The 18,927-nt window shown below is 64.0% G+C and carries 20 protein-coding genes; 12 read left to right on the forward strand and 8 right to left on the reverse strand.

What is annotated here, in order from left to right:
- Positions 1-19: 19 nt before the first annotated feature.
- Positions 20-1,843, forward strand: coding sequence for a hypothetical protein (locus tag BGO80_RS09585; RefSeq protein ID WP_286721131.1), 1,824 nt, complete (start codon positions 20-22; stop codon positions 1,841-1,843).
- Between the two features lie 114 nt (positions 1,844-1,957).
- On the opposite strand, the gene BGO80_RS09590 is transcribed toward BGO80_RS09585, so the two are convergent.
- The 5 genes from BGO80_RS09590 to sdhC all read right to left on the reverse strand — a co-directional run bounded on the left by BGO80_RS09590 (position 1,958) and on the right by sdhC (position 5,835).
- On the reverse strand, positions 1,958-2,740 hold the full coding sequence (locus BGO80_RS09590; RefSeq protein WP_286721133.1) for a succinate dehydrogenase iron-sulfur subunit: 783 nt from the start codon (positions 2,738-2,740) through the stop codon (positions 1,958-1,960).
- A gap of 93 nt (positions 2,741-2,833) precedes the next feature.
- Positions 2,834-3,124, reverse strand: a complete 291-nt coding sequence (locus BGO80_RS09595) for a hypothetical protein (protein WP_286721135.1) — start codon at positions 3,122-3,124, stop codon at positions 2,834-2,836.
- Positions 3,125-3,237: 113 nt separating this feature from the next.
- Positions 3,238-5,049 carry a succinate dehydrogenase flavoprotein subunit gene (sdhA, locus tag BGO80_RS09600; protein WP_126149046.1) on the reverse strand — a complete coding sequence of 604 codons (1,812 nt, stop codon included), beginning with the start codon at positions 5,047-5,049 and terminating at the stop codon, positions 3,238-3,240.
- A gap of 5 nt (positions 5,050-5,054) precedes the next feature.
- A complete protein-coding gene (gene sdhD, locus BGO80_RS09605) occupies positions 5,055-5,447 on the reverse strand; it encodes a succinate dehydrogenase, hydrophobic membrane anchor protein (RefSeq protein ID WP_286721137.1) in 393 nt (130 codons plus the stop codon).
- 1 nt (position 5,448) lies between these two features.
- Complete coding sequence (sdhC, locus tag BGO80_RS09610) at positions 5,449-5,835, reverse strand: succinate dehydrogenase, cytochrome b556 subunit (RefSeq protein ID WP_286721139.1); 387 nt, start codon at positions 5,833-5,835, stop codon at positions 5,449-5,451.
- 252 nt (positions 5,836-6,087) lie between these two features.
- Here sdhC and BGO80_RS09615 point away from each other — a divergent pair, with 252 nt between their 5' ends.
- Complete coding sequence (locus BGO80_RS09615; RefSeq protein WP_286721141.1) at positions 6,088-6,660, forward strand: NUDIX domain-containing protein; 573 nt, start codon at positions 6,088-6,090, stop codon at positions 6,658-6,660.
- Positions 6,661-6,893: 233 nt separating this feature from the next.
- Here the strand turns inward: BGO80_RS09615 and BGO80_RS09620 are convergent, their stop codons facing one another.
- Positions 6,894-7,631, reverse strand: a complete 738-nt coding sequence (locus BGO80_RS09620) for a DUF1223 domain-containing protein (protein WP_286721143.1) — start codon at positions 7,629-7,631, stop codon at positions 6,894-6,896.
- 174 nt (positions 7,632-7,805) lie between these two features.
- Between BGO80_RS09620 and BGO80_RS09625 the strand changes: the two genes are divergently transcribed.
- Positions 7,806-8,420: an NAD(P)H-dependent oxidoreductase gene (locus BGO80_RS09625; RefSeq protein WP_286721144.1), complete on the forward strand. Its 615-nt coding sequence runs from the start codon at positions 7,806-7,808 to the stop codon at positions 8,418-8,420.
- Positions 8,421-8,479: 59 nt separating this feature from the next.
- Here BGO80_RS09625 and acnA read toward each other — a convergent pair whose 3' ends face one another.
- Positions 8,480-11,233, reverse strand: a complete 2,754-nt coding sequence (gene acnA, locus BGO80_RS09630; RefSeq protein ID WP_286721145.1) for an aconitate hydratase AcnA — start codon at positions 11,231-11,233, stop codon at positions 8,480-8,482.
- Between the two features lie 154 nt (positions 11,234-11,387).
- Between acnA and ccmA the strand changes: the two genes are divergently transcribed.
- The 6 genes from ccmA (at position 11,388) to BGO80_RS09660 (ending at position 14,415) form a co-directional block, all read left to right on the forward strand.
- Positions 11,388-12,014, forward strand: coding sequence for a heme ABC exporter ATP-binding protein CcmA (ccmA, locus tag BGO80_RS09635; protein WP_286721146.1), 627 nt, complete (start codon positions 11,388-11,390; stop codon positions 12,012-12,014).
- The gene (gene ccmB, locus BGO80_RS09640) at positions 12,011-12,676 is read left to right on the forward strand and encodes a heme exporter protein CcmB (protein WP_126149038.1); all 666 of its coding nucleotides are present in this window, start codon (positions 12,011-12,013) and stop codon (positions 12,674-12,676) included. The genes ccmA and ccmB overlap by 4 nt, the downstream gene beginning before the upstream one ends.
- A 76-nt stretch (positions 12,677-12,752) precedes the next feature.
- Positions 12,753-13,517 carry a heme ABC transporter permease gene (locus BGO80_RS09645; RefSeq protein ID WP_286721149.1) on the forward strand — a complete coding sequence of 255 codons (765 nt, stop codon included), beginning with the start codon at positions 12,753-12,755 and terminating at the stop codon, positions 13,515-13,517.
- Positions 13,514-13,660: a heme exporter protein CcmD gene (gene ccmD, locus BGO80_RS09650; protein WP_286721151.1), complete on the forward strand. Its 147-nt coding sequence runs from the start codon at positions 13,514-13,516 to the stop codon at positions 13,658-13,660. The genes BGO80_RS09645 and ccmD overlap by 4 nt, the downstream gene beginning before the upstream one ends.
- Positions 13,660-14,193 carry a DsbE family thiol:disulfide interchange protein gene (locus BGO80_RS09655; protein WP_286721153.1) on the forward strand — a complete coding sequence of 178 codons (534 nt, stop codon included), beginning with the start codon at positions 13,660-13,662 and terminating at the stop codon, positions 14,191-14,193. Before ccmD ends, BGO80_RS09655 begins: the two co-directional genes overlap by 1 nt.
- A gap of 81 nt (positions 14,194-14,274) precedes the next feature.
- Entirely contained in the window at positions 14,275-14,415 is a 141-nt protein-coding gene (locus tag BGO80_RS09660) for a Flp family type IVb pilin (protein WP_126149035.1), read from the forward strand.
- A gap of 84 nt (positions 14,416-14,499) precedes the next feature.
- Here the strand turns inward: BGO80_RS09660 and BGO80_RS09665 are convergent, their stop codons facing one another.
- Positions 14,500-14,709 (reverse strand): DUF1674 domain-containing protein, encoded by a 210-nt coding sequence (locus BGO80_RS09665; RefSeq protein WP_286721156.1) that lies wholly within the window; start codon positions 14,707-14,709, stop codon positions 14,500-14,502.
- Between the two features lie 96 nt (positions 14,710-14,805).
- Here BGO80_RS09665 and htpX point away from each other — a divergent pair, with 96 nt between their 5' ends.
- The 3 genes from htpX (at position 14,806) to BGO80_RS09680 (ending at position 18,871) form a co-directional block, all read left to right on the forward strand.
- On the forward strand, positions 14,806-15,795 hold the full coding sequence (htpX, locus tag BGO80_RS09670; RefSeq protein ID WP_286721158.1) for a zinc metalloprotease HtpX: 990 nt from the start codon (positions 14,806-14,808) through the stop codon (positions 15,793-15,795).
- A gap of 8 nt (positions 15,796-15,803) precedes the next feature.
- Complete coding sequence (locus tag BGO80_RS09675; RefSeq protein WP_286721160.1) at positions 15,804-17,105, forward strand: RsmB/NOP family class I SAM-dependent RNA methyltransferase; 1,302 nt, start codon at positions 15,804-15,806, stop codon at positions 17,103-17,105.
- 140 nt (positions 17,106-17,245) lie between these two features.
- Entirely contained in the window at positions 17,246-18,871 is a 1,626-nt protein-coding gene (locus tag BGO80_RS09680; RefSeq protein WP_286721162.1) for a heparinase II/III family protein, read from the forward strand.
- Positions 18,872-18,927 lie beyond the last annotated feature (56 nt).

Consider the following 18,927-nt stretch of genomic DNA (forward strand, 5'->3'; position numbering starts at 1 on the left):
GCCCAATTGGAGGACACCGATGCGTGCATTGAACACACTCATGGGCGGGGCGATGGTGAGCCTCATGCTGGCCACCAGCTTCACGGCGCCGGCATGGGCCCAACCGACGCCCAATGCGGCCAATATCGATTTTGGCGACGATTCCTCGCCCTGGGCCAAGGATGGCGAATGCGACGATCCGCGCTTCACCGGCCCCGGCGCCGCCCAGGAACTGGTGGAAGCGGACCGCATGAAGGACGCCACCGACTGCCGCGCCGCCTTCGAAGCGGGCAAGGTCACGTTAAAGGACGACGCTGGCACGCCGCCTCCACCCCCTCAGGGGCAGCCGGGGACGCCGCCACCCCTGCCGGGAACCACCCCGCCGCCTCTGCCGGGCGCCGACGCGCCCACTGCACCCTCGGCGCCGGCGAGCCCGGCCCCCAATATCGACTTCGGTGACGATTCCTCGCCCTGGGCCAAGGACGGCGAATGCGATGATCCGCGCTTCACCGGACCCGGCTCGGCCCAGGAGCTGGTCGAGGCCGACCGCATGAAGGATGCCACCGATTGCCGCGCCGCCTTCGAAGCCGGCACCGTGACCCTCAAGGACACCGGGGCCATCCCGCCGGCCACCATCACCCCGCCCGCCGATATCGACTTCGGCGACGATAGTTCCGAATGGGCCAAGGATGGCGAGTGCGACGATCCCCGTTTCACCGGACCCGGCTCGGCCCAGGAACTGGTCGAAGCGGACCGCATGAAGGACGCCACCGACTGCCGCGCCGCCTTCGAGGCCGGCACCGTGACCCTCAAGGACGCCGCCGCTACCCCCGCAGCCACCACGCCCACCGCCGCCGATATCGACTTCGGCGATGACAGCTCCGAATGGGCCAAGGACGGCGAGTGCGACGATCCCCGTTTCACCGGCCCCGGCTCGGCCCAGGAACTGGTCGAGGCCGACCGCATGAAGGATGCCACCGATTGTCGCGCCGCCTTCGAGGCCGGCACCGTGACCCTCAAGGAAACCGGCGCGTCCCAGCCGGCTGCCACGCTCACCCCCATCGGCGAGATCGACTTCGGCGATGACAGCTCGAACTGGGCCAAGGATGGCGAATGCGACGACCCGCGCTTTACCGGCCCGGGTTCGGCCACCACGCTGCTCGACGAGGACCGCCTCAAGGACGCCACCGACTGCCGTGCCGCCTATGAAGCGGGCACCGTGACCCTCAAGACCGATGCCGCCGCGACGCCCGCCGTCTCGGTGCCGGTGTCCGAAATCAATTTCGGCAACGACACTTCCGACTGGGCCAAGGACGGGGAATGCGACGATCCGCGCTTCACCGGCCCGGGCGTCGCCACCACCGCCATCGATCTCGACATTGCCAAGGACGCCACCGATTGCCGCGCCGCCGTCGAGGCCGGCACCGCCACCTATACCGGCGAGCACGTCGCCAGCAGCGATGCCTTCGACTATGGCTCGGACAGCTCCAAATGGGCCAATGACGGGGAATGCGACGACCCGCGCTTCACCGGGATCGGCACCAACAAGAAGCTCCTTGGCGAAGACATGTATGCCGACGCCACCGACTGCAAGGCCGCCGTCGAGGCCGGCACCGCTTCGGTGATCCCGGTCTATACGCCCGAATATGCCGCTGCCGCCCCCTATGACAGCACCGGCATCGACTTCGGGGACAATAGCTCCAATTATTCCGACGACGACGAATGCGACGATCCGCGCTTCATCGGTCCGGGCACCGCCACCACCCTGCTCGACAGCGACCGCATGGCCGATGCCAATGATTGCAAGGCCGCCTATGAGGCCGGCACCATCATGCTGCGCGAGGATCTCGAACGCGGCATGTAAATCCGGCCAACCAGCCGCACAGTACAATGAAAACGGCGGGCCCCCGGGGACCCGCCGTTTTCTATGCCAGATCGCCATCCTCGGGCCTGACCCGAAGGGCTCCCAGGGTCACCCTCAGGCGGCCTTGCGCTCCACCATCATCTTCTTGATCTGGGCAATGGCCTTGGCCGGGTTGAGCCCCTTCGGGCACACTTTTGCGCAGTTCATGATGGTGTGGCAGCGATAGAGCTTGAACGGGTCCTCGAGATTGTCGAGGCGCTCCTGCGTCGTCTCATCGCGGCTGTCGATCAGCCAGCGATAGGCCTGCAGCAGCGCCGCCGGGCCGAGATATTTCTCACCATTCCACCAATAGGACGGGCAGGAGGTCGAGCAGCAGGCGCAGAGGATACACTCATAGAGCCCGTCGAGCTTGGCGCGGTTCTCAATGGACTGGGTCCATTCCTTTTCCGGCGTCGGCGAGGTGGTCTTGAGCCAGGGCTCGATGGCGCGGTGCTGGGCGTAGAAATTGGACAGGTCCGGCACCAGATCCTTGACCACCGGCATATGCGGCAGCGGGTAGATCTTGATCGGGCCGGAACTGTCATCCATGCCCTTGGTACAGGCCAGGGTATTGAGCCCGTTGATATTCATCGAGCACGACCCGCAAATCCCCTCGCGGCAGGAGCGGCGCAGCGTCAGGGTCGGGTCGGTATTGTTCTTGATATAGAGCAACGCGTCCAGAATCATCGGCCCGCAATTGTCGAGATCGACGAAATAGGTGTCGATGCGCGGATTGTCGGTCGAGTCCGGATCATAGCGATAGATATGGAATTCCCGCAGGCGCGTGGCGCCGGCCGGCTTGGGCCAGGTCTTGCCCTTTTGCGGCTGATCGGCCTTGCGAAGCGTCAGTTCGGCCATTCTTTCATTCCTTCTCAGCGGACGCTTGGGGTCGTCCAGAAACTCATCGTCACACCGGCTGCCATCGCCACTGGCGAGCCTTCCCTGCCGCCATCAGTAATTCGGCTTACAGATCTGGTTCGATTTGGCGACATAGGTGTTGTAGGCGTCGTAGTCTGCTGCCGCCGGCGAGCCGCCCTTCATCGAGGAAATCACCACGCCCATGAAGCGCTCGTCGATCAGCGTCATCGCCGCATCGGCCTTGCAGCGACACAGCTCGGCATTCTGGGAAATGCCGACACAGACCTTATAGAATTCATCCTTTTGCGCCGCGCTGGGCTGGGCCGCCGTCACGGTCTGAACGCCCATCGTCAGCACGGCCAGTGCCAGAAGAATGTTCCGCATTATCTGCTCCGCTATTCGGGCCCTTGCCCTGTTCATCGCGATCCAGCCCGGCCGGGGCACAGGGCGCCGGCCAGAAATCATCGTAACTGCGCTCTTCGCAGAGATGGCACAAATCAGTACACGCGTGCCTTGGGCGCGATCTTCTTGAGATCGATGCCGCCCTGATCCTGCGGTGTCAGCGGGTCGGTGATCACCGGCCGATAGCCCAGCACCACATCGCCGGTCTCGACATTGACATGGGCCAGCGTGTGCTTGCGCCATTCGACGTCGTCGCGATTGGGGAAATCCTCATGCGCATGCGCACCGCGGCTTTCGTGGCGGGCTTCGGCCGACACCACCGTGGCGATGGCGCAGGTCATGAGGTTTTCGAGCTCAAGCGTTTCAACGAGATCGGAATTCCAGATCAGCGAGCGATCCGAAACCTTCACATCGGGCAGGCGCTTGTAGATTTCGCTCATGGCGGCAACGCCCTGCTTGAGCGACGCATCGGTTCGGAACACCGCTGCGTCCTTCTGCATGGTCTGCTGCATCTCGTCGCGCAGTTTTGCCGTCGGCTGGCTGCCATTGGCATTGCGCAGCCGATCGAAGCGGGCAAGGATCTTGTCGTCCTGCGCCTTGTTGATCCCTGGGATCGGCGCGGCCTTGTCCACGACCTTGCCGGCGCGAATGGCGGCGGCGCGACCGAACACCACGAGGTCGGTCAGCGAGTTCGAGCCAAGACGGTTGGCGCCATGCACCGAAGCGCAGGCGGCTTCGCCCACCGCCATCAGGCCCGGCACGATGCGGGTCGGATCCTCGGCGGTCGGGTTCAGCACTTCGCCGTGATAGTTCGCGGGAATGCCGCCCATATTATAGTGCACGGTCGGCAGCACCGGGATCGGCTCGCGCGTCAGGTCGACGCCAGCGAAAATCTTGGCGCTCTCGGTAATGCCCGGCAGGCGCTCATGCAGCACCTTCGGGTCGAGATGATCGAGGTGCAGATAGATATGATCCTTCTTGGGACCCACGCCCCTGCCCTCGCGGATTTCGAGCGTCATGCAGCGGGAAACGACGTCGCGCGACGCCAGATCCTTGGCATTGGGCGCATAGCGCTCCATGAAGCGCTCGCCCTCCGAATTGGTGAGATAGCCGCCCTCGCCGCGCGCGCCCTCGGTGATGAGAACGCCCGCGCCATAAATACCGGTCGGGTGGAACTGCACGAATTCCATATCCTGCAGCGGCAGGCCAGCACGCGCCACCATGCCATTGCCGTCGCCGGTACAGGTATGGGCCGATGTGGCCGAGAAATAGGAACGGCCATAGCCGCCGGTCGCCAAAACCACCAGCTTGGCGCGGAAGCGATGCAGCGTGCCATCATCGAGCTTCCAGGCGATCACGCCCTGGCATTCGCCATTTTCGCCCATGATCAGATCGAGCGCGAAATATTCGATGAAGAACTGCGCGTCATTCTTGACCGACTGGCCATAGAGCGTGTGCAGGATGGCGTGGCCGGTGCGGTCGGCCGCGGCACAGGTGCGCTGCACCGGCGGGCCGTCGCCAAACTCGGTCATGTGGCCGCCGAAGGGGCGCTGATAGATCTTGCCTTCCTGCGTACGGCTAAACGGCACACCATAGTGTTCCAACTCATAAATCGCCGCCGGGGCCTCGCGCGCCAGATATTCCATGGCGTCATTGTCGCCCAGCCAGTCCGACCCCTTGACGGTGTCGTACATGTGCCACTGCCAGCTATCTGGCCCCATATTCTGCAGCGAGGCGGCAATACCGCCCTGCGCCGCCACGGTATGCGAACGGGTCGGGAAAACCTTGGTGATACAGGCAGTATTGAAACCCTGCTCGGCCATGCCGAGCGTCGCACGCAGGCCCGCGCCACCGGCGCCGACCACCACCACGTCGAATTCGTGGTCGATCAGTTCGTAAGTGGTCATGTGGATCAACCCCAGAAGACGAGCTTGAGCACGGCGCCGATGCCGGCGAGTGCGATAACGAGACAGAAGAGCGTGTTGAGCATCATGACGAGGCTATAGACCCGCCCGTGCAGGTAATCCTCGAGCGTGTCGCGCATGCCATTACGCATATGCACGGCCACGATGGCGATCAGCACTGCCAAAGGCAGGCCGATCCAGGCGCTGCCAATGACCGCGACCATATCGGTGCGGTCCTGCCCGGCCAGCCGAACGACCAGATAAAGCAGCAGCCCCAGGAACAGGATATTGATCGCCCCGGTCACCCGCTGGGTGATGAAGTGGCGCGTCGAGGCCTTGGCATTGCCGTAATGGGTCTTGGGATTGGCAATCATGTCTTTGGTGATCACGGTATTGCGCATGTCAGGCCGCCCACACAAAGATGGTCCAGATGATAAGGGTGAGCACGACCGAGCCGATAATCGTCGCCCAGGCCATGGTTTCGCGCTGGCCCGGCTCCATCATCGCCGCGGTGTCCCAGACGAAGTGGCGGATGCCGCCCAGCATGTGGTGCACCAGGCTCCAGGTGAAGCCGAACAGCACCAATTGGCCGAACCAGCTGGCAAAGATGTAGTTGAGGCTGGTCAAGGTGTCCTGGCCCATGGCGGCGGCGACCAGCCAGATCACAAACAGCGCCATGCCGGCATAATTGGCTATGCCGGTGGCGCGGTGAAGGATCGACATGGCCATGGTGATGGTCCAGCGGTAGATCTGCAGATGCGGGGAAGTGGGGCGGGCTCTAACCGACATGGTGCTATCCAGGGCCTTCCTGTATGCGGCGCAGTGCCGCGTCCAGTTTGGAATTGTTCGAGGTTTCTAGCGCCCAAACCTTACGAAATCAAAGCCCTCTATGGCCTCAGGCTTCGTACTTTCGGCGCAATCCGCACTTTGTTCGTATAGCGCACAATTCGTTCGATGGGCGGACGAGAGGAAAATCGCGCCCTTTCTCTTTCCTCGCATCCTCTACCCGGCTACACCGGCACCCAATAAGGATTGGAGCCAATGGACGAGCGTATCCGCAAGATCGATGAACAGCTGCTGGCCCATGACTGGGGCAAGCTCACCAAGGTAACGCTCGACTACCGGCGCAATGACGGGCGCTGGCAGCGCATGAGCCGCGAAATCTATGACCATGGCAGCGCCGCCGCCATGCTGCTGTTCAATCCGGCCCGCGAAACCGTGCTGCTGGTGCGCCAGTTCCGCTATCCGGTGCTGGAAAACGGCGACAACCCCGATTTCCTCGAAGTCTGCGCCGGTCTGCTCGACGGCGAAGCCCCCGAGATCGCCGCCATGCGCGAAGCGCTTGAGGAAACCGGCCACGCCCCCACCGATATCCGCCATATATGTGACATCTATGCCAGCCCCGGCTCGCTGACCGAAAAATGCCACCTCTTCATCGGCCATTATGACGAAGCGACCCGCCAGACCGCTGGCGGCGGCATCGAGGCCGAGGGCGAGGAGATCGAGCTGGTCGAACTGGACCTGGCCGAAGCCCTGACCATGATCGCCGATGGCCGCATTCTCGACGCCAAGACCGTCGTCCTGCTGCAAAACCTGGCCATGAGCTGGCGCTGAGCAAATCCCAACCACGACACCGCCCTCAGGTCGAGCCCGCTGACAGGATCCTCCTCGCAAGAGGGAGAGGGAGACAGGCCGTTCTTTGGCTGGCTTTTGCCCAAAACGCCATACGGCCCCTCCCCCTCCTTCAGGGGGAGGCTGGGTGGGGGTGTGCAGCACACTCAAACCAATAGGCGATAACCCTACCCTTGAGGCAGGGCCCGGATGGCAGCCCCTCGATTTGAAATGATCTAAAGCTCGAAAGCGGCGGCGCCGATGATATTGCCGGGCATGCCGCGGCGCTCCTGCTGCACCACCACTGCAAGACCGGTGCTGGTGCCGCCCAGAAGCTCGCCCAGCGGCAGCTTGAGATAGGCGCCCGAGGCGGCTTCCCACATGCCCATGACCTGCCGACCGGTCACCACCTGGGTATAGACCATGCTCTTACCCGCATTGTCGCCGCGCTCGATGGCGACATCGGCCCGGTCCAGATAAGTCACCAGCGACACGGTGGCATCGCCATAGCTGCTATTGCGCGGCACCGAGACGCGCAGCATATCGCCGTCGCGCTGCAATTCGACGCTCAGCCCCAGGCTGGCCGTCTCCACCGCATCATGCACCTCGTCGCGGCGCGAGCCGACCACCGCCTTGGCGCCATTGACCACCATTTGCGGGGTATAGATGCGCGAAGAGCCCCAGCTTTTGGCATAGGCCCGTTGGCGGTCGGAAAAATCCTTGGCGCCAAAGGTGTCTTCCCAGCCGATATAGTCCCAATAGTCCACGTGATAGGCCAGCGCCACCACGTCGTCGCGCTCGGCCAGCGTGGTCAGCAGCGCATCTGCCGGCGGGCATTGCGCACAGCCCTGGCTGGTGAACAGCTCCACCACCGCCTTGATCTTGCCGCCCGACGCCTGGGCATGGGCCTGCCCCGTCAGGGCGAGGCAGAAGGCGGAGCCGGCAAGGGTGTTGAACTGGCGTCTGGAGAGCATGGGCGAAGTTGTAAGCCGCCGCTTTGCCCTCTGCCTAGTCAAAAGAGGGTGAGAGGTGAAACTTCTCACCGATAGAGCATGCCGGCCAGATGCTCTTGATCCAGCGCAAGGCTTGGATCGGCCGGAAATGGCAAGATTGCCCGATATCGGCCACGGTCAACTCATGGAAACCCAATGCCCAATTGCCTCATCCTCAACGGCCACCCCTTCACCCCCAGCTTCAGCGGCGCCATCGCCGGGCGCTATGCGGAAACGCTCGCCGGCCAAGGCATAAATCTCCGCCGGCTCGACCTGGCGGACATGACGCTCCCCGAGCACACCATCCGCAAGGCCGGCGACGAGGTGATGCATGGCGATGTCCTCGCCTTCTGGGAGGCCATGGTCTGGGCCGATCATGTGGTGATCATCCATCCCCTCTGGTGGGGCAGCATGCCGGCCAAGCTCAAGGCGCTGTTCGATATCGGGCTGCAATCGGGCCGCGCCTATCGTTACCGCGATGGCCGCCCGCTGCCTTTGGGCCTGCTCAAGGGCCGCTCGGCCAGACTGATCGTCACCTCGGATACGCCGAATTTCTTCATGGCGCTCGCCTATGGCAATGCTCATTTCCGCACCATGAAGAACCAGATCCTCAAATTCGTCGGTCTCAACCCGGTGCGCATCAGCCATTTTTCGACCATGCGCGACTCGACCCCCGAGCGCCGCGATACCTTTCTCCGCCGCACCGCCGAGGTCGCTGCCGCCGATGCCCAGCGCCTCCTGCGCCATTCCCGCAAGACCACTCCCGCCTGAAACGAAAATGGCGGCCCCGAGGGACCGCCATGCTCATTTGATCGCGTGCGACGCCGGGCTTAGGCGGCGACGAGGCTGCGCAGCACATAGTGCAGGATGCCGCCATTGCGGAAGTAATCCAGCTCATTGGCCGTATCGATGCGGCAGCGGGTCTCGACATTGATCACCTCGCCATTGGCGCGGGTGATCTTGACGGTGACATTGGCGCGCGGGACGATATTTTCGACCCCGGCAATATCCACGGTCTCGGTACCGTCGAGGCCCAGCGTCTGCCAGCTCTCGCCATCCTTGAACTGCAGCGGAATCACGCCCATGCCGACCAGGTTCGAGCGGTGGATACGCTCAAAGCTCTGGGCAATGACCGCCTTGACGCCGAGCAGGTTGGTGCCCTTGGCCGCCCAGTCGCGGGAGGAGCCGGTGCCATATTCCTTGCCGGCAAAGATCACCAGCGGCGTATTCTGCTGCTGATAGGCCATGGCCGCGTCATAGATGGCCATCTGGCTGCCATCGGGACCCTTGGTATAGCCGCCTTCGACGCCGTCCAGCATCATGTTCTTGATGCGGATATTGGCGAAGGTGCCGCGCATCATCACTTCATGATTGCCGCGACGGGCGCCATAGGAGTTGAAATCCTTGGGCGCGACCTGGCGTTCTTCCAGATATTTGCCAGCCGGGGTCGAGGCCTTGAACGAACCGGCCGGGGAGATGTGGTCGGTGGTGATGCTGTCGAGGAACAGCGCCAGGACGCGCGCCGAGACCACGTCGGTCACCGGCTTGGGTTCCATGGTCAGCTCTTCGAAATAGGGCGGGTTCTGCACATAGGTCGAGCTCGAATTCCAGCCATAGGTTTCCCCGCCTTCGACGGCGATGGCCTGCCAGTGCTTGTCGCCCTTGAACACGTCCGAATAGCGCGAACGGAACATGTCGGCGGTCACATGCTTGCGCACGATCTCGGCAACCTCGTGATTGGTCGGCCAGATATCCTTGAGATAAACCGGCTTGCCGTCCTTGCCCGTGCCCAGCGGTTGGGTGGTGATGTCGATATTGAGCGTGCCGAGCAGCGCATAGGCGACCACCAGCGGCGGGGAGGCGAGGTAGTTCGCCCGCACGTCCGGGTTCACGCGGCCTTCGAAATTGCGGTTGCCCGAAAGCACCGAGGCGGCGACCAGCTTGTTTTCGTTGATCGTGTCGGAAATCGCCTGCGGCAAGGGACCCGAATTGCCGATACAGGTGGTGCAGCCATAGCCGACAAGGTTGAAGCCGATGGCGTCGAGATCGTCCTGCAGGCCCGCTGCGGTCAGGTAATCAGTGACCACCTGCGAGCCGGGCGCCAGCGAGGTCTTCACCCAGGGCTTGGAATTAAGGCCGAGGGCCCGCGCCTTGCGGGCGACGAGACCGGCCGCGACCAGCACCGAGGGGTTGGACGTATTGGTGCAGGAGGTGATGGCGGCGATGACGACCGAGCCGTCATTGATCTTGTAGTCGCAACCCTTGACCGGGAAAGCGGCCTCTTCGGGAATGTCGTCGACGCCGGTGGCGCCTTCATCCACGAAGCGGCTTTCCTGCTTGTCGGCGGGCAGCTTGGTGCGCTCGATGCGGCCACCGGACAATTCCGGCAGGGCCTCGGCAAAGGCACGGGTCACATCCTTGAGCGCCACGCGGTCCTGCGGGCGCTTGGGACCCGACAGCGACGGCACGACGGTCGAGAGATCGAGTTCCAGCGTCGAGGTGAAGACCGGGTCCGGTGTCTCGGTGGTGCGGAACATGCCCTGGGCCTTGGAATAGGCCTCCACCAGCGCCACGCGGTCGGCATCGCGGCCGGTGGTGGCGAGGAATTTCAGCGTATCGGCATCGACCGGGAAATAGCCGCAGGTGGCGCCATATTCGGGCGCCATATTGGCGATGGTCGCCTGGTCTTCGAGGCTGAGATAGTCGAGGCCCGGGCCGTAGAACTCGACGAACTTGCCGACCACGCCCTTCTTGCGCAGCATTTCGGTGACGGTCAGCACCAGATCGGTGGCGGTGATGCCTTCATTGATCTTGCCGGTCAGCTTGAAGCCGACGACTTCGGGGATCAGCATGGTGACCGGCTGGCCCAGCATGGCCGCCTCGGCCTCGATGCCCCCCACGCCCCAGCCCAGAACCGCCATGCCATTGACCATGGTGGTGTGCGAATCGGTGCCGACCAGCGTGTCGGGATAGGCGACGGTTTCGCCATTCTCGTCCTTGGTCCACACGGTCTGGGCCAGATATTCGAGGTTCACCTGGTGGCAGATGCCGGTGCCGGGGGGCACGACGCGGAAATTGTCGAAGGCCGACTGGCCCCAGCGCAGGAATTCATAGCGCTCGCCATTGCGCTCATATTCGAGCTCGACATTCTGCTGGAAGGCCAGCGGCGTGCCGAAGCTGTCCACCATGACCGAATGGTCGATGACCAGATCGACGGGCACCAGCGGATTGATCTTCTGCGGATTGGCGCCGAGCTTGGCGGTGGCATCGCGCATGGCGGCCAGATCGACCACGGCGGGCACGCCGGTAAAGTCCTGCATCAGGACGCGCGCCGGACGATACTGGATTTCATATTCGGACGTGCGGGTCACCAGCCATTCGGCGATGGCCTGGATGTCTTCCTTCTTCACGGTCCGGTTGTCTTCGAAGCGCAGCAGGTTTTCCAGCACCACCTTCATCGAGCTCGGGAGCTTCGAGACGCCGGTGAGGCCGTTCTTTTCGGCTTCGAGAATTGAGTAATAGGTATAGGTCTTGCCACCGACTGTAAGCGTCGACTTGGATTTGAAGCTGTCGATCTGCGTCATGATGCTCCGCCCTTTGCTGCTGTTACGGGCCTGCCGGACGCTTTGGGGCCGCCGGAAACGCCGTCTTTCTGGAATGACTCCAATTCACTTGGGCTTATAGTCAATCGAATAGGCCCTTGCCAGTACGACCATGGGTTCAATACGAGATGGGGCCATGACGCAAAGGCAAGTCTTCCCGCAACTCCGTCTCAACGTGCACGGCCTCAGCTGCGGTCGCGGCGATGCCGTGCTGCTGGAAGGGCTCGATCTCGCGCTGGATAGCGGGCACGCGCTGCTGCTGCGCGGCCCCAATGGATCAGGCAAATCCACTCTGCTCTTGACCCTTGCCGGTCTCCTCCGGCCCCTCGAGGGTACCATCACCCTCGAGGCACACGACGAGGAAAACGGCCCGCCGCTGCATTATTGCGGCCATCGCAATGCGGTGCGGGCGCGGCTGGGCGTTCTGGAAACGCTCAACTTCTGGCGCGCCCTCAATGGCGCCGGCACGATGGAGCCAGAGGCCGCGCTGGAGCGGGTTGGGCTGGGGCGCGCTGCCCTGCTCGATGCCGCCTATCTCTCCGCCGGCCAGCAACGCCGCCTGGCCCTGGCGCGGCTGCTCGTCTCCCCGCGTCCGCTTTGGCTGCTCGACGAGCCGACGGCGGCGCTCGACAGCGAGGGCCACGCTTTGGTTGCTGCCCTGGTCATTGAGCACCTGGCCTCAGGTGGCCTCGCCATCATCGCCACCCATGATCCGCTTGATATCGCGGCTTGCGAAACGCTGACCCTTGGAGGGCCGGCATGAGCGGCTTCACCGCCATCCTCCGACGCGAAATCCGCCTCGGCCTGGCCGGTGGCGGCGAGGTTTTGACTCTTCTCCTCTTCTTCATCATCGTCGGCGCCATCGTTCCCTTCGCCGTCGGGCCCGACAAGGTGCTTTTGGCCCGCATCGCCCCCGGCATCGTCTGGATCGCGGCCTTCCTGTCCATGCTGCTCGGGCTCGAGCGGCTGTTCCGCCCCGATCACAATGACGGCACAATGGCGCTTTACCGGCTCGCCGATCTGCCGCTTTCCGCCGTCATGGCGGCCAAGCTCTTGGGCAATTGGCTGACCTCGGCACTGCCGCTGATCCTGGCCTCGCCCTTCCTGGCGCTGATCCTCGCCATGGATATGGACACCTATTGGCGCACACTCCTGTCCCTGCTGCTTGGCACCCCGGCACTGGCGGCGTTCGGCACTTTCGGGGCCGCCATCACCGTCGCCATTGCCCGCGGGGGCCTGCTGGCCCCCATCCTCATCGCCCCGCTTTGCGTGCCGGTGCTGATCTTCGGGGTCGGCGCCATCGCGCCGCAGGGCGGGCCGGATCAGGCGCAGGCGGCGCTGCTCTTCGTTGCGGCACTCAGTCTCATCTCGGTGAGCCTGTCTCCCTTCGCCGCCGCTCTTGCGATAGGCTGGGGAGAGGAATAGATCGGTTGAAACCTGCCTGGATGCCGTGCCCTTGCGCATCCTCCCCGCTGCGGGGACCATGGAGCCGGATGCAAAGATGACCATCAACGACACCACCCCGAAAATGAGCTGGTGGAACCGCCTGGCCCATCCCGGCCAGTTCGTCATCTGGACAAGGCCGCTGCTCTGGCCGCTGGCGGTGCTGACCGCTCTGCTGTTCGTCGCCGGCCTGTGGTTCGCCTTCTTCAATTCGCCAGCCGACTACCAGATGGGTGACACGGTGCGCATCATGTATGTGCATGTGCCCACCGCCTGGCTGAGCCAGTTCGTCTATGGCGCCATGGCGGTTTCGGCGCTGGGCACGCTGGTCTGGCGCCACCCCATGGCCGATGTGTCGATGAAGGCCGCCGCCCCCATGGGCGCTGTGTTCACCGCCATGGCCCTGTTCACCGGCTCGCTCTGGGGTCGGCCCACCTGGGGCACCTTCTGGGAGTGGGATGGTCGCATGACCTCCACCCTCATCATGCTGTTCATCTATCTCGGCATCGTCGCGCTCTGGCGCGCCTTCGACGATCAGCTGCGCGCCGCCCGCATCGTCGCCATCTTTACCCTTGTCGGTGCGGTCAATGTGCCGATCATCAAATTCTCGGTGGATTGGTGGAGCACGCTGCACCAGCCGGCCAGCGTCTTCCGCGCCGATGGTCCCACCATGCCGGGCTCGATCCTCACCCCGCTCTTCATCATGTTCTTTGCCTTCACCTTCCTCTTCATCACGCTGCAGCTTTTGGCCATGCACACCGAAGTGCGCCGCCGCCGGGTGATGACGCTGGAGCGCAAGGCCGCTCGGGGAGATGCACGATGATCGAACTGGGCCAGCATGCCGGCTTTATCATCACCGCCTATATCGGGGTCTTTGCCGGGCTTTTCGCGCTGATCGGCTGGAGTCTTTATGACAGCCGCCGGGTCAGCCGCCGCCTTGCCCGGCTCGAGGGGCGCAAGGACTGATGCGCGTTCTGTTCTTCGCCCTGCCGCTGGTGCTGCTCACCGGCCTCGTCGCCATTTTCGCTCTGACCATCGACCGCGATGCGAGCCTGGTGCGCTCGGTGCTGATCGACAAGCCCGCCCCCCAATTCGTCCTGCCGGCAGTCGAAGGGCTTGCTGTGCCCGGCTTTGACACCGCCACTCTCAAGGGCGCGCCGACCCTGGTCAATGTCTTTGCCTCCTGGTGCATCCCCTGCCGCGACGAACACCCGCTGCTCGAAGCCATCAAGGACGATATCGGCATCCGCATTTACGGCATCAATCATTCCGACGCGCCGGACAATGCCCGCGCCTTTCTGGCCGAGCTGGGCAATCCCTATGCCGCGGTCGGCGCCGATCGCGACCGGCGCGTCTCCATCGACTGGGGCGTCTATGGCGTGCCCGAGACCTTCCTCGTCGATGCCAATGGCACCATCGTCTATAAGCATGTCGGCCCGCTGACCCAGAAAGCCATCGACACCGAGCTTAAACCGGCCATTGCCAAGCTGGGTGGCTAAGCCGATCTGGAAGCGTTCATCTTCGGTTCAGACTGCGGTCAGCATTGTGGGGTCACTGGTTCTGCGTATCGAGTGACTGCCTTGCCCCTGATTGCCAAATTCCTCTCTGACCAACGCGGTGTCAGCGCCGTCGAATACGGCCTCATCGCCGCCATCCTCACCGTCGCCACCACCTTCGCCGTCTCGGCCGCCGGCTATAATATCACTGATTTCATTGGCTAATTTGGCCGCCAGGCAAGTGTCTGGGCACGATCGGTCCCTCCCCCTCCTCCAGGGGGAGGCTAGGTAGGGGTACCCTTCCAACCCTCAGAAATCAGCCGTCAGCCCCTTGATCTCCCAATCCCCATAGCGCCCCGGCTCCAGCCCCCCACGCCCACCCTTCTCCTTGGGCGCCATGGCCGTCGCAGCATCGATCGCACTGCGCCGCGCCGCCGCCTCGGCCAGTGCCCGCGCCGCCGCGGGGCTCAGCACCTTCGGCATTTCCTCTGCGATTTCAGGTAGTTGTTGCTCGCTCATCGCAAATCCGTTTCCGCTGTGATGGATGCCGCTTGCGCGGAACCCCTTGGCACACAACATAGTTGAGGCAAAGATCCAACCCAAGGGGTTCGACCCATGTTCAACGCCTTCCGCACTTTTGTCCTGCTCGCGGGCATGACCGCGCTCTTCATGGTGGTGGGCTATTTCATCGGCGGCCAGTCCGGCATGCTGATCGCGCTGGCCTTTGCGGGCGTGACCAATCTTTTTGCCTATTGGAACTCCGACAAGATGGTGCTGCGCATGCAGAACGCCGTCCCGGTCGAGCGGTCCCGCGCGCCCGAACTCTATGACATGGTTGATGTGCTGTCCCAGCGCGCCGGCATTCCAACCCCCGCCGTTTACGTGATCGAAACCGACCAGCCCAACGCCTTCGCCACCGGCCGCGATCCGAATAATGCTGCAGTGGCAGTATCTTCGGGCCTGTTGCGCCAGCTCGATACGCGCGAAGTCGCCGGCGTCGTGGCGCATGAACTGGCCCATATCAAGAACCGGGACACCCTGACCATGACCATCACCGCGACCCTTGCCGGTGCGATCTCGGCGCTGGCGCAGTTCGGCCTGTTCTTCGGCGGCGGCAACAGCAATAACCGCGACAATCCGCTCGGCGGCATCGGCACGCTGCTCATGGTTTTCCTCGCGCCCATGGCGGCGATGATGGTGCAAATGGCGGTGAGCCGCACCCGCGAATACGAGGCCGACAAGCACGGCGCGCTGATCTCTGGCGATCCGCTGGCCCTGGCCTCCGCACTCAACAAGATCGCAACCCTGGCCGGCCGGCAGGTCAATGTCGCCGCCGAGCGCAACCCGGCCATGGCGCATATGTATATCATCAACCCCCTCAACGGGCAGCGGATGGACAATCTCTTCTCCACCCACCCCGATACGGGCAACCGCATTGCCGCGCTGCAAAAGCTTGCAGGCGAGATGAGCGTGGACGATAAGGGGCGCCGGCCCCAGCCCCGCCCGCAGTCCGCCTCTAGCGGTCGCGATATCGGCGGCGGCTGGCGCGTGCCGACCGTGGGGCGCACCGAAGATGATGGCGGAGCGCGCGGTCCCTGGGGATAGGATAACAAGTGGCCAACAAACCCGAACCGGCGGGGCTTTCCCTCCGCCTTGCCGCCGCCCAACGCCTTCGTGCCGTTTTGGGCGGCGAGCATTTTGCGCCCCTATCAACAAGCGATATCGCCGATGGCCGCGACCGGGCCATGGCCAATCGCCTGATCACCACCGCCCTGCGCCGCCATGGGCAGATCGACGTCATCATCGCCGAATTGCTGGGAAAAGGCCTGCCGGCCCGCTCTGGCACCTTCGAGGCGGTCCTGCGCCTGTCGCTGGCGCAACTGGTCTTCCTGCCAGATCTGGGCGCCCACAGCGCTCTGTTTCTCGCCGTCGAGGCCCTCAAGAAAGACAACAAGGCTCGTCATTTGACCGGCCTGATGAACGCCGTGCTGCGCAAGGCGCAGGCCAATTCGGCGCGCTACGGGCTGATGGACGAACGCCTCCTGCTGCCCGAGGCCGTGCGCAGCCGCTGGACATCGGCCTATGGCGAGACCGAGCTCGACGCTTTTGCCGAAGCCCTGATCGAGGGCGCGCCGCTTGACCTGACCTTGCGCGACGACGACGAGGAGCTGGTCGAAGCGCTCGGCGCCGAGCGGCTCATGGCCGATTCGGTCCGACTTGCCAGCCGCGACCGACCCGTTGAAGCCCTGCCCGGCTATGATGCCGGACGCTGGTGGGTACAGGACGCCGCCTCCGCCATTCCCGCCCGTTTGCTGCGTGCAAGCCCCGGGGCCAGTGTACTCGATCTCTGCGCCGCCCCCGGTGGCAAGACCGCCCAACTGGCCAAAGCCGGCTTCGAGGTCTCCGCGCTCGACAGCGATTCGGCGCGACTGGAACGGTTCTCCGCCAATATGAGCCGACTGGGATATGCCCCCGAGGTCATCACTGCAGACGCTTCCAGCTACCGCGCGGAGACGCCTTTCGACGCCATTGTGCTCGACGCCCCCTGTTCGGCGACCGGCACCTTCCGCCGTCATCCCGAGATTCTCTGGCATCGCAATGCCGCCGATATTGCCGGCCGGGTGCGCCTGCAGCGGGCGCTGCTTACCAATGCCTTTGCCAATTTGGCGGTGGGCGGGAGCCTCATCTATTGCGTTTGTTCCCTCGAGCCAGAGGAAGGCGAAGCCCAGGCCGATTGGGCGCTTGGTGCCCTGCCTGGACTTGAAGCCGACCCGATCACCGTTGCTGAAATGGCCGGCCTGGCCGAGGCGGTGACGGAGAAGGGGCATGTGCGCACCCATCCGGGCATGGCGCCGGGCGGACGAAACGGTGGAATGGACGGTTTCTTCGTGGCGCGATTCCGGCGAACGCGATAGGCCATGGCCAAGCCGCTTCGGCTCAGCGAAAGTGACGCGAATTCAGGCGTGGTGACAAAGGCCACGGCAAGGACAGGACTGGTGACAGAGCGCGGCGGACGGATGCCGGAACGGGCGAAAACCCGGCAGGAGGCATATCGGTGAGCGTGCGGTTGACCCATACCGCGCGAAGGCTGTCGCGTGGCTTGGCCGACAGCCTCGTCACCCAGCCGCTCTTGCGCTGGACTTGGCAGGGTCAGGGCGAGGTCAATTTCGTCGGCGACCTGCCCGATTTTCGTCCTTCCGACCGCGAGACGGTGCGCGAGATGATGGCGGGCCGCTATCTGCTCGCCTCCAAGCTGGTGGAAACCGGCGGCACCTCGCCTTTCTCCATCGATATCGACCATCCCGACTGGTGGAACAATCTGCAGGGCTTTTCCTGGCTGCGCCATTTCCGCGACTGCCGCGATCCCGGCGAGCGGCAGTTTGCCCGCACGCTGGTGCTCGACTGGATCGGGCGCGAGGGCCAGTTCGATCGCGACACCTGGACACTGATGCTGACCGCCCAGCGTGTCCTCAACTGGCTTCGGCACCTGACACTGCTGCTTGACGGCGCCACCCCGGAGCAGATGAAAACCATCCAGCGCAATCTGGGCACACAGGTGCAAAGCCTGCGTGTGCGCGGCGGCCTGGCCGACGAACCGGTCGAAGAGCTTTTCGCCGCCATGGGGCTACTTGGCGCCGCCCTGTGTTCTGCGGCCGAAAACACCGAAATCGAAGACAAGCTCATCCGCCTCAACGGCGTCTTGGCGCGGCAGGTCGATGGCGATGGGTTGCATCTATCGCGCAATCCGCGCCTGCAGCTCAACCTTCTGGTCGATCTTGCCAGCCTGCGCCGCGCCGCCACCCAATATGGCAGCGCCGCGATGGCCGAATTCGCCAATCGGGTCGATCGCATGCATGAAGCGCTCGACGCACTGACCCTGTCCACCGGCGAGCCCGTCTATTTCAACGGCTGCGGCCAGGTTCCGCACGATGTGCTGGTCGCAGTGCAGGCCCATGGCCCTTCCGCCTCGCGCCGATCGCAGCTGATTGGAGGCTATGGCATCCTGCGCGATGGCGACAGCGTCGTGGTAGTGGATTCGGGCCTGCGACCGCCTTCCGGCTTCGACGGTGAGGCCCATGCCGGCGCTCTGGGCTTCGAATTCGCGCATGGGCGCGAACTGATCCTCGGCTCCTGTGGCCCGGCCCCCTCCGACCTGCCGGAAAGCCGGGCGCTGTTCCGCCAAGCCATTGCCCACTCCGCACCGACCATCGACGCCGAGGATGCAATGCCGCTCAAGGGGCGGCTCTTTTCGGGCCCGGCTACAGGGCCCGCCATGGATATCAACACGGCCGAACACATGCTGGGCCTCAAGACCAATGGCTATGCGTCCCGGTTTGGCGTCGAGATCGAGCGGCATCTGACGCTGATCTCAGGCGGCACCACGCTGGTAGGCCAGGACCGGGTCGTGGTCGCCGGCGACCATCCCAAGGGGCATCTGGCCATCCGCTTCCATCTGGGCCCCGGGGTCATCCCGCGCCGGCCGCCGGGGGACAGCATCGTGCGGCTCACCCTGCCGGACGGTTCGGTCTGGTCCTTCCTTTGGGAGGGCGCCAGCCTTCGCCAGGACGACAGCGTCCGCCAATCGGCCTATCTCGGCTTTCACCGCACCCAGCAATTGGTGCTGGAGGCCGACATCTCGGCCGATCACGAAGTGGCCTGGATTTTCACCAAGGAACAGTGATCAACCCCTCTGGGGCGCAATCCGTCATTGGCCTTTTGCCCGCTTCGTGCTAGCGA

The sequence above is a fragment of the Devosia sp. 63-57 genome (assembly GCF_001899045.1).
Classification (GTDB): Bacteria; Pseudomonadota; Alphaproteobacteria; order Rhizobiales; family Devosiaceae; genus Devosia; species Devosia equisanguinis.

Excerpts from the sequence above, each read along its gene's own strand:
- BGO80_RS09585 (WP_286721131.1), top strand. The coding sequence starts at position 20 with ATGCGTGCATTGAACACACTCATGGGCGGGGCGATGGTGAGCCTCATG.
- BGO80_RS09590 (WP_286721133.1), bottom strand. The coding sequence starts at position 2,740 with ATGGCCGAACTGACGCTTCGCAAGGCCGATCAGCCGCAAAAGGGCAAG.
- BGO80_RS09595 (WP_286721135.1), bottom strand. The coding sequence starts at position 3,124 with ATGCGGAACATTCTTCTGGCACTGGCCGTGCTGACGATGGGCGTTCAG.
- sdhA (WP_126149046.1), bottom strand. The coding sequence starts at position 5,049 with ATGACCACTTACGAACTGATCGACCACGAATTCGACGTGGTGGTGGTC.
- sdhD (WP_286721137.1), bottom strand. The coding sequence starts at position 5,447 with ATGCGCAATACCGTGATCACCAAAGACATGATTGCCAATCCCAAGACC.
- sdhC (WP_286721139.1), bottom strand. The coding sequence starts at position 5,835 with ATGTCGGTTAGAGCCCGCCCCACTTCCCCGCATCTGCAGATCTACCGC.
- BGO80_RS09615 (WP_286721141.1), top strand. The coding sequence starts at position 6,088 with ATGGACGAGCGTATCCGCAAGATCGATGAACAGCTGCTGGCCCATGAC.
- BGO80_RS09620 (WP_286721143.1), bottom strand. The coding sequence starts at position 7,631 with ATGCTCTCCAGACGCCAGTTCAACACCCTTGCCGGCTCCGCCTTCTGC.
- BGO80_RS09625 (WP_286721144.1), top strand. The coding sequence starts at position 7,806 with ATGCCCAATTGCCTCATCCTCAACGGCCACCCCTTCACCCCCAGCTTC.
- acnA (WP_286721145.1), bottom strand. The coding sequence starts at position 11,233 with ATGACGCAGATCGACAGCTTCAAATCCAAGTCGACGCTTACAGTCGGT.
- ccmA (WP_286721146.1), top strand. The coding sequence starts at position 11,388 with ATGACGCAAAGGCAAGTCTTCCCGCAACTCCGTCTCAACGTGCACGGC.
- ccmB (WP_126149038.1), top strand. The coding sequence starts at position 12,011 with ATGAGCGGCTTCACCGCCATCCTCCGACGCGAAATCCGCCTCGGCCTG.
- BGO80_RS09645 (WP_286721149.1), top strand. The coding sequence starts at position 12,753 with ATGACCATCAACGACACCACCCCGAAAATGAGCTGGTGGAACCGCCTG.
- ccmD (WP_286721151.1), top strand. The coding sequence starts at position 13,514 with ATGATCGAACTGGGCCAGCATGCCGGCTTTATCATCACCGCCTATATC.
- BGO80_RS09655 (WP_286721153.1), top strand. The coding sequence starts at position 13,660 with ATGCGCGTTCTGTTCTTCGCCCTGCCGCTGGTGCTGCTCACCGGCCTC.
- BGO80_RS09665 (WP_286721156.1), bottom strand. The coding sequence starts at position 14,709 with ATGAGCGAGCAACAACTACCTGAAATCGCAGAGGAAATGCCGAAGGTG.
- htpX (WP_286721158.1), top strand. The coding sequence starts at position 14,806 with ATGTTCAACGCCTTCCGCACTTTTGTCCTGCTCGCGGGCATGACCGCG.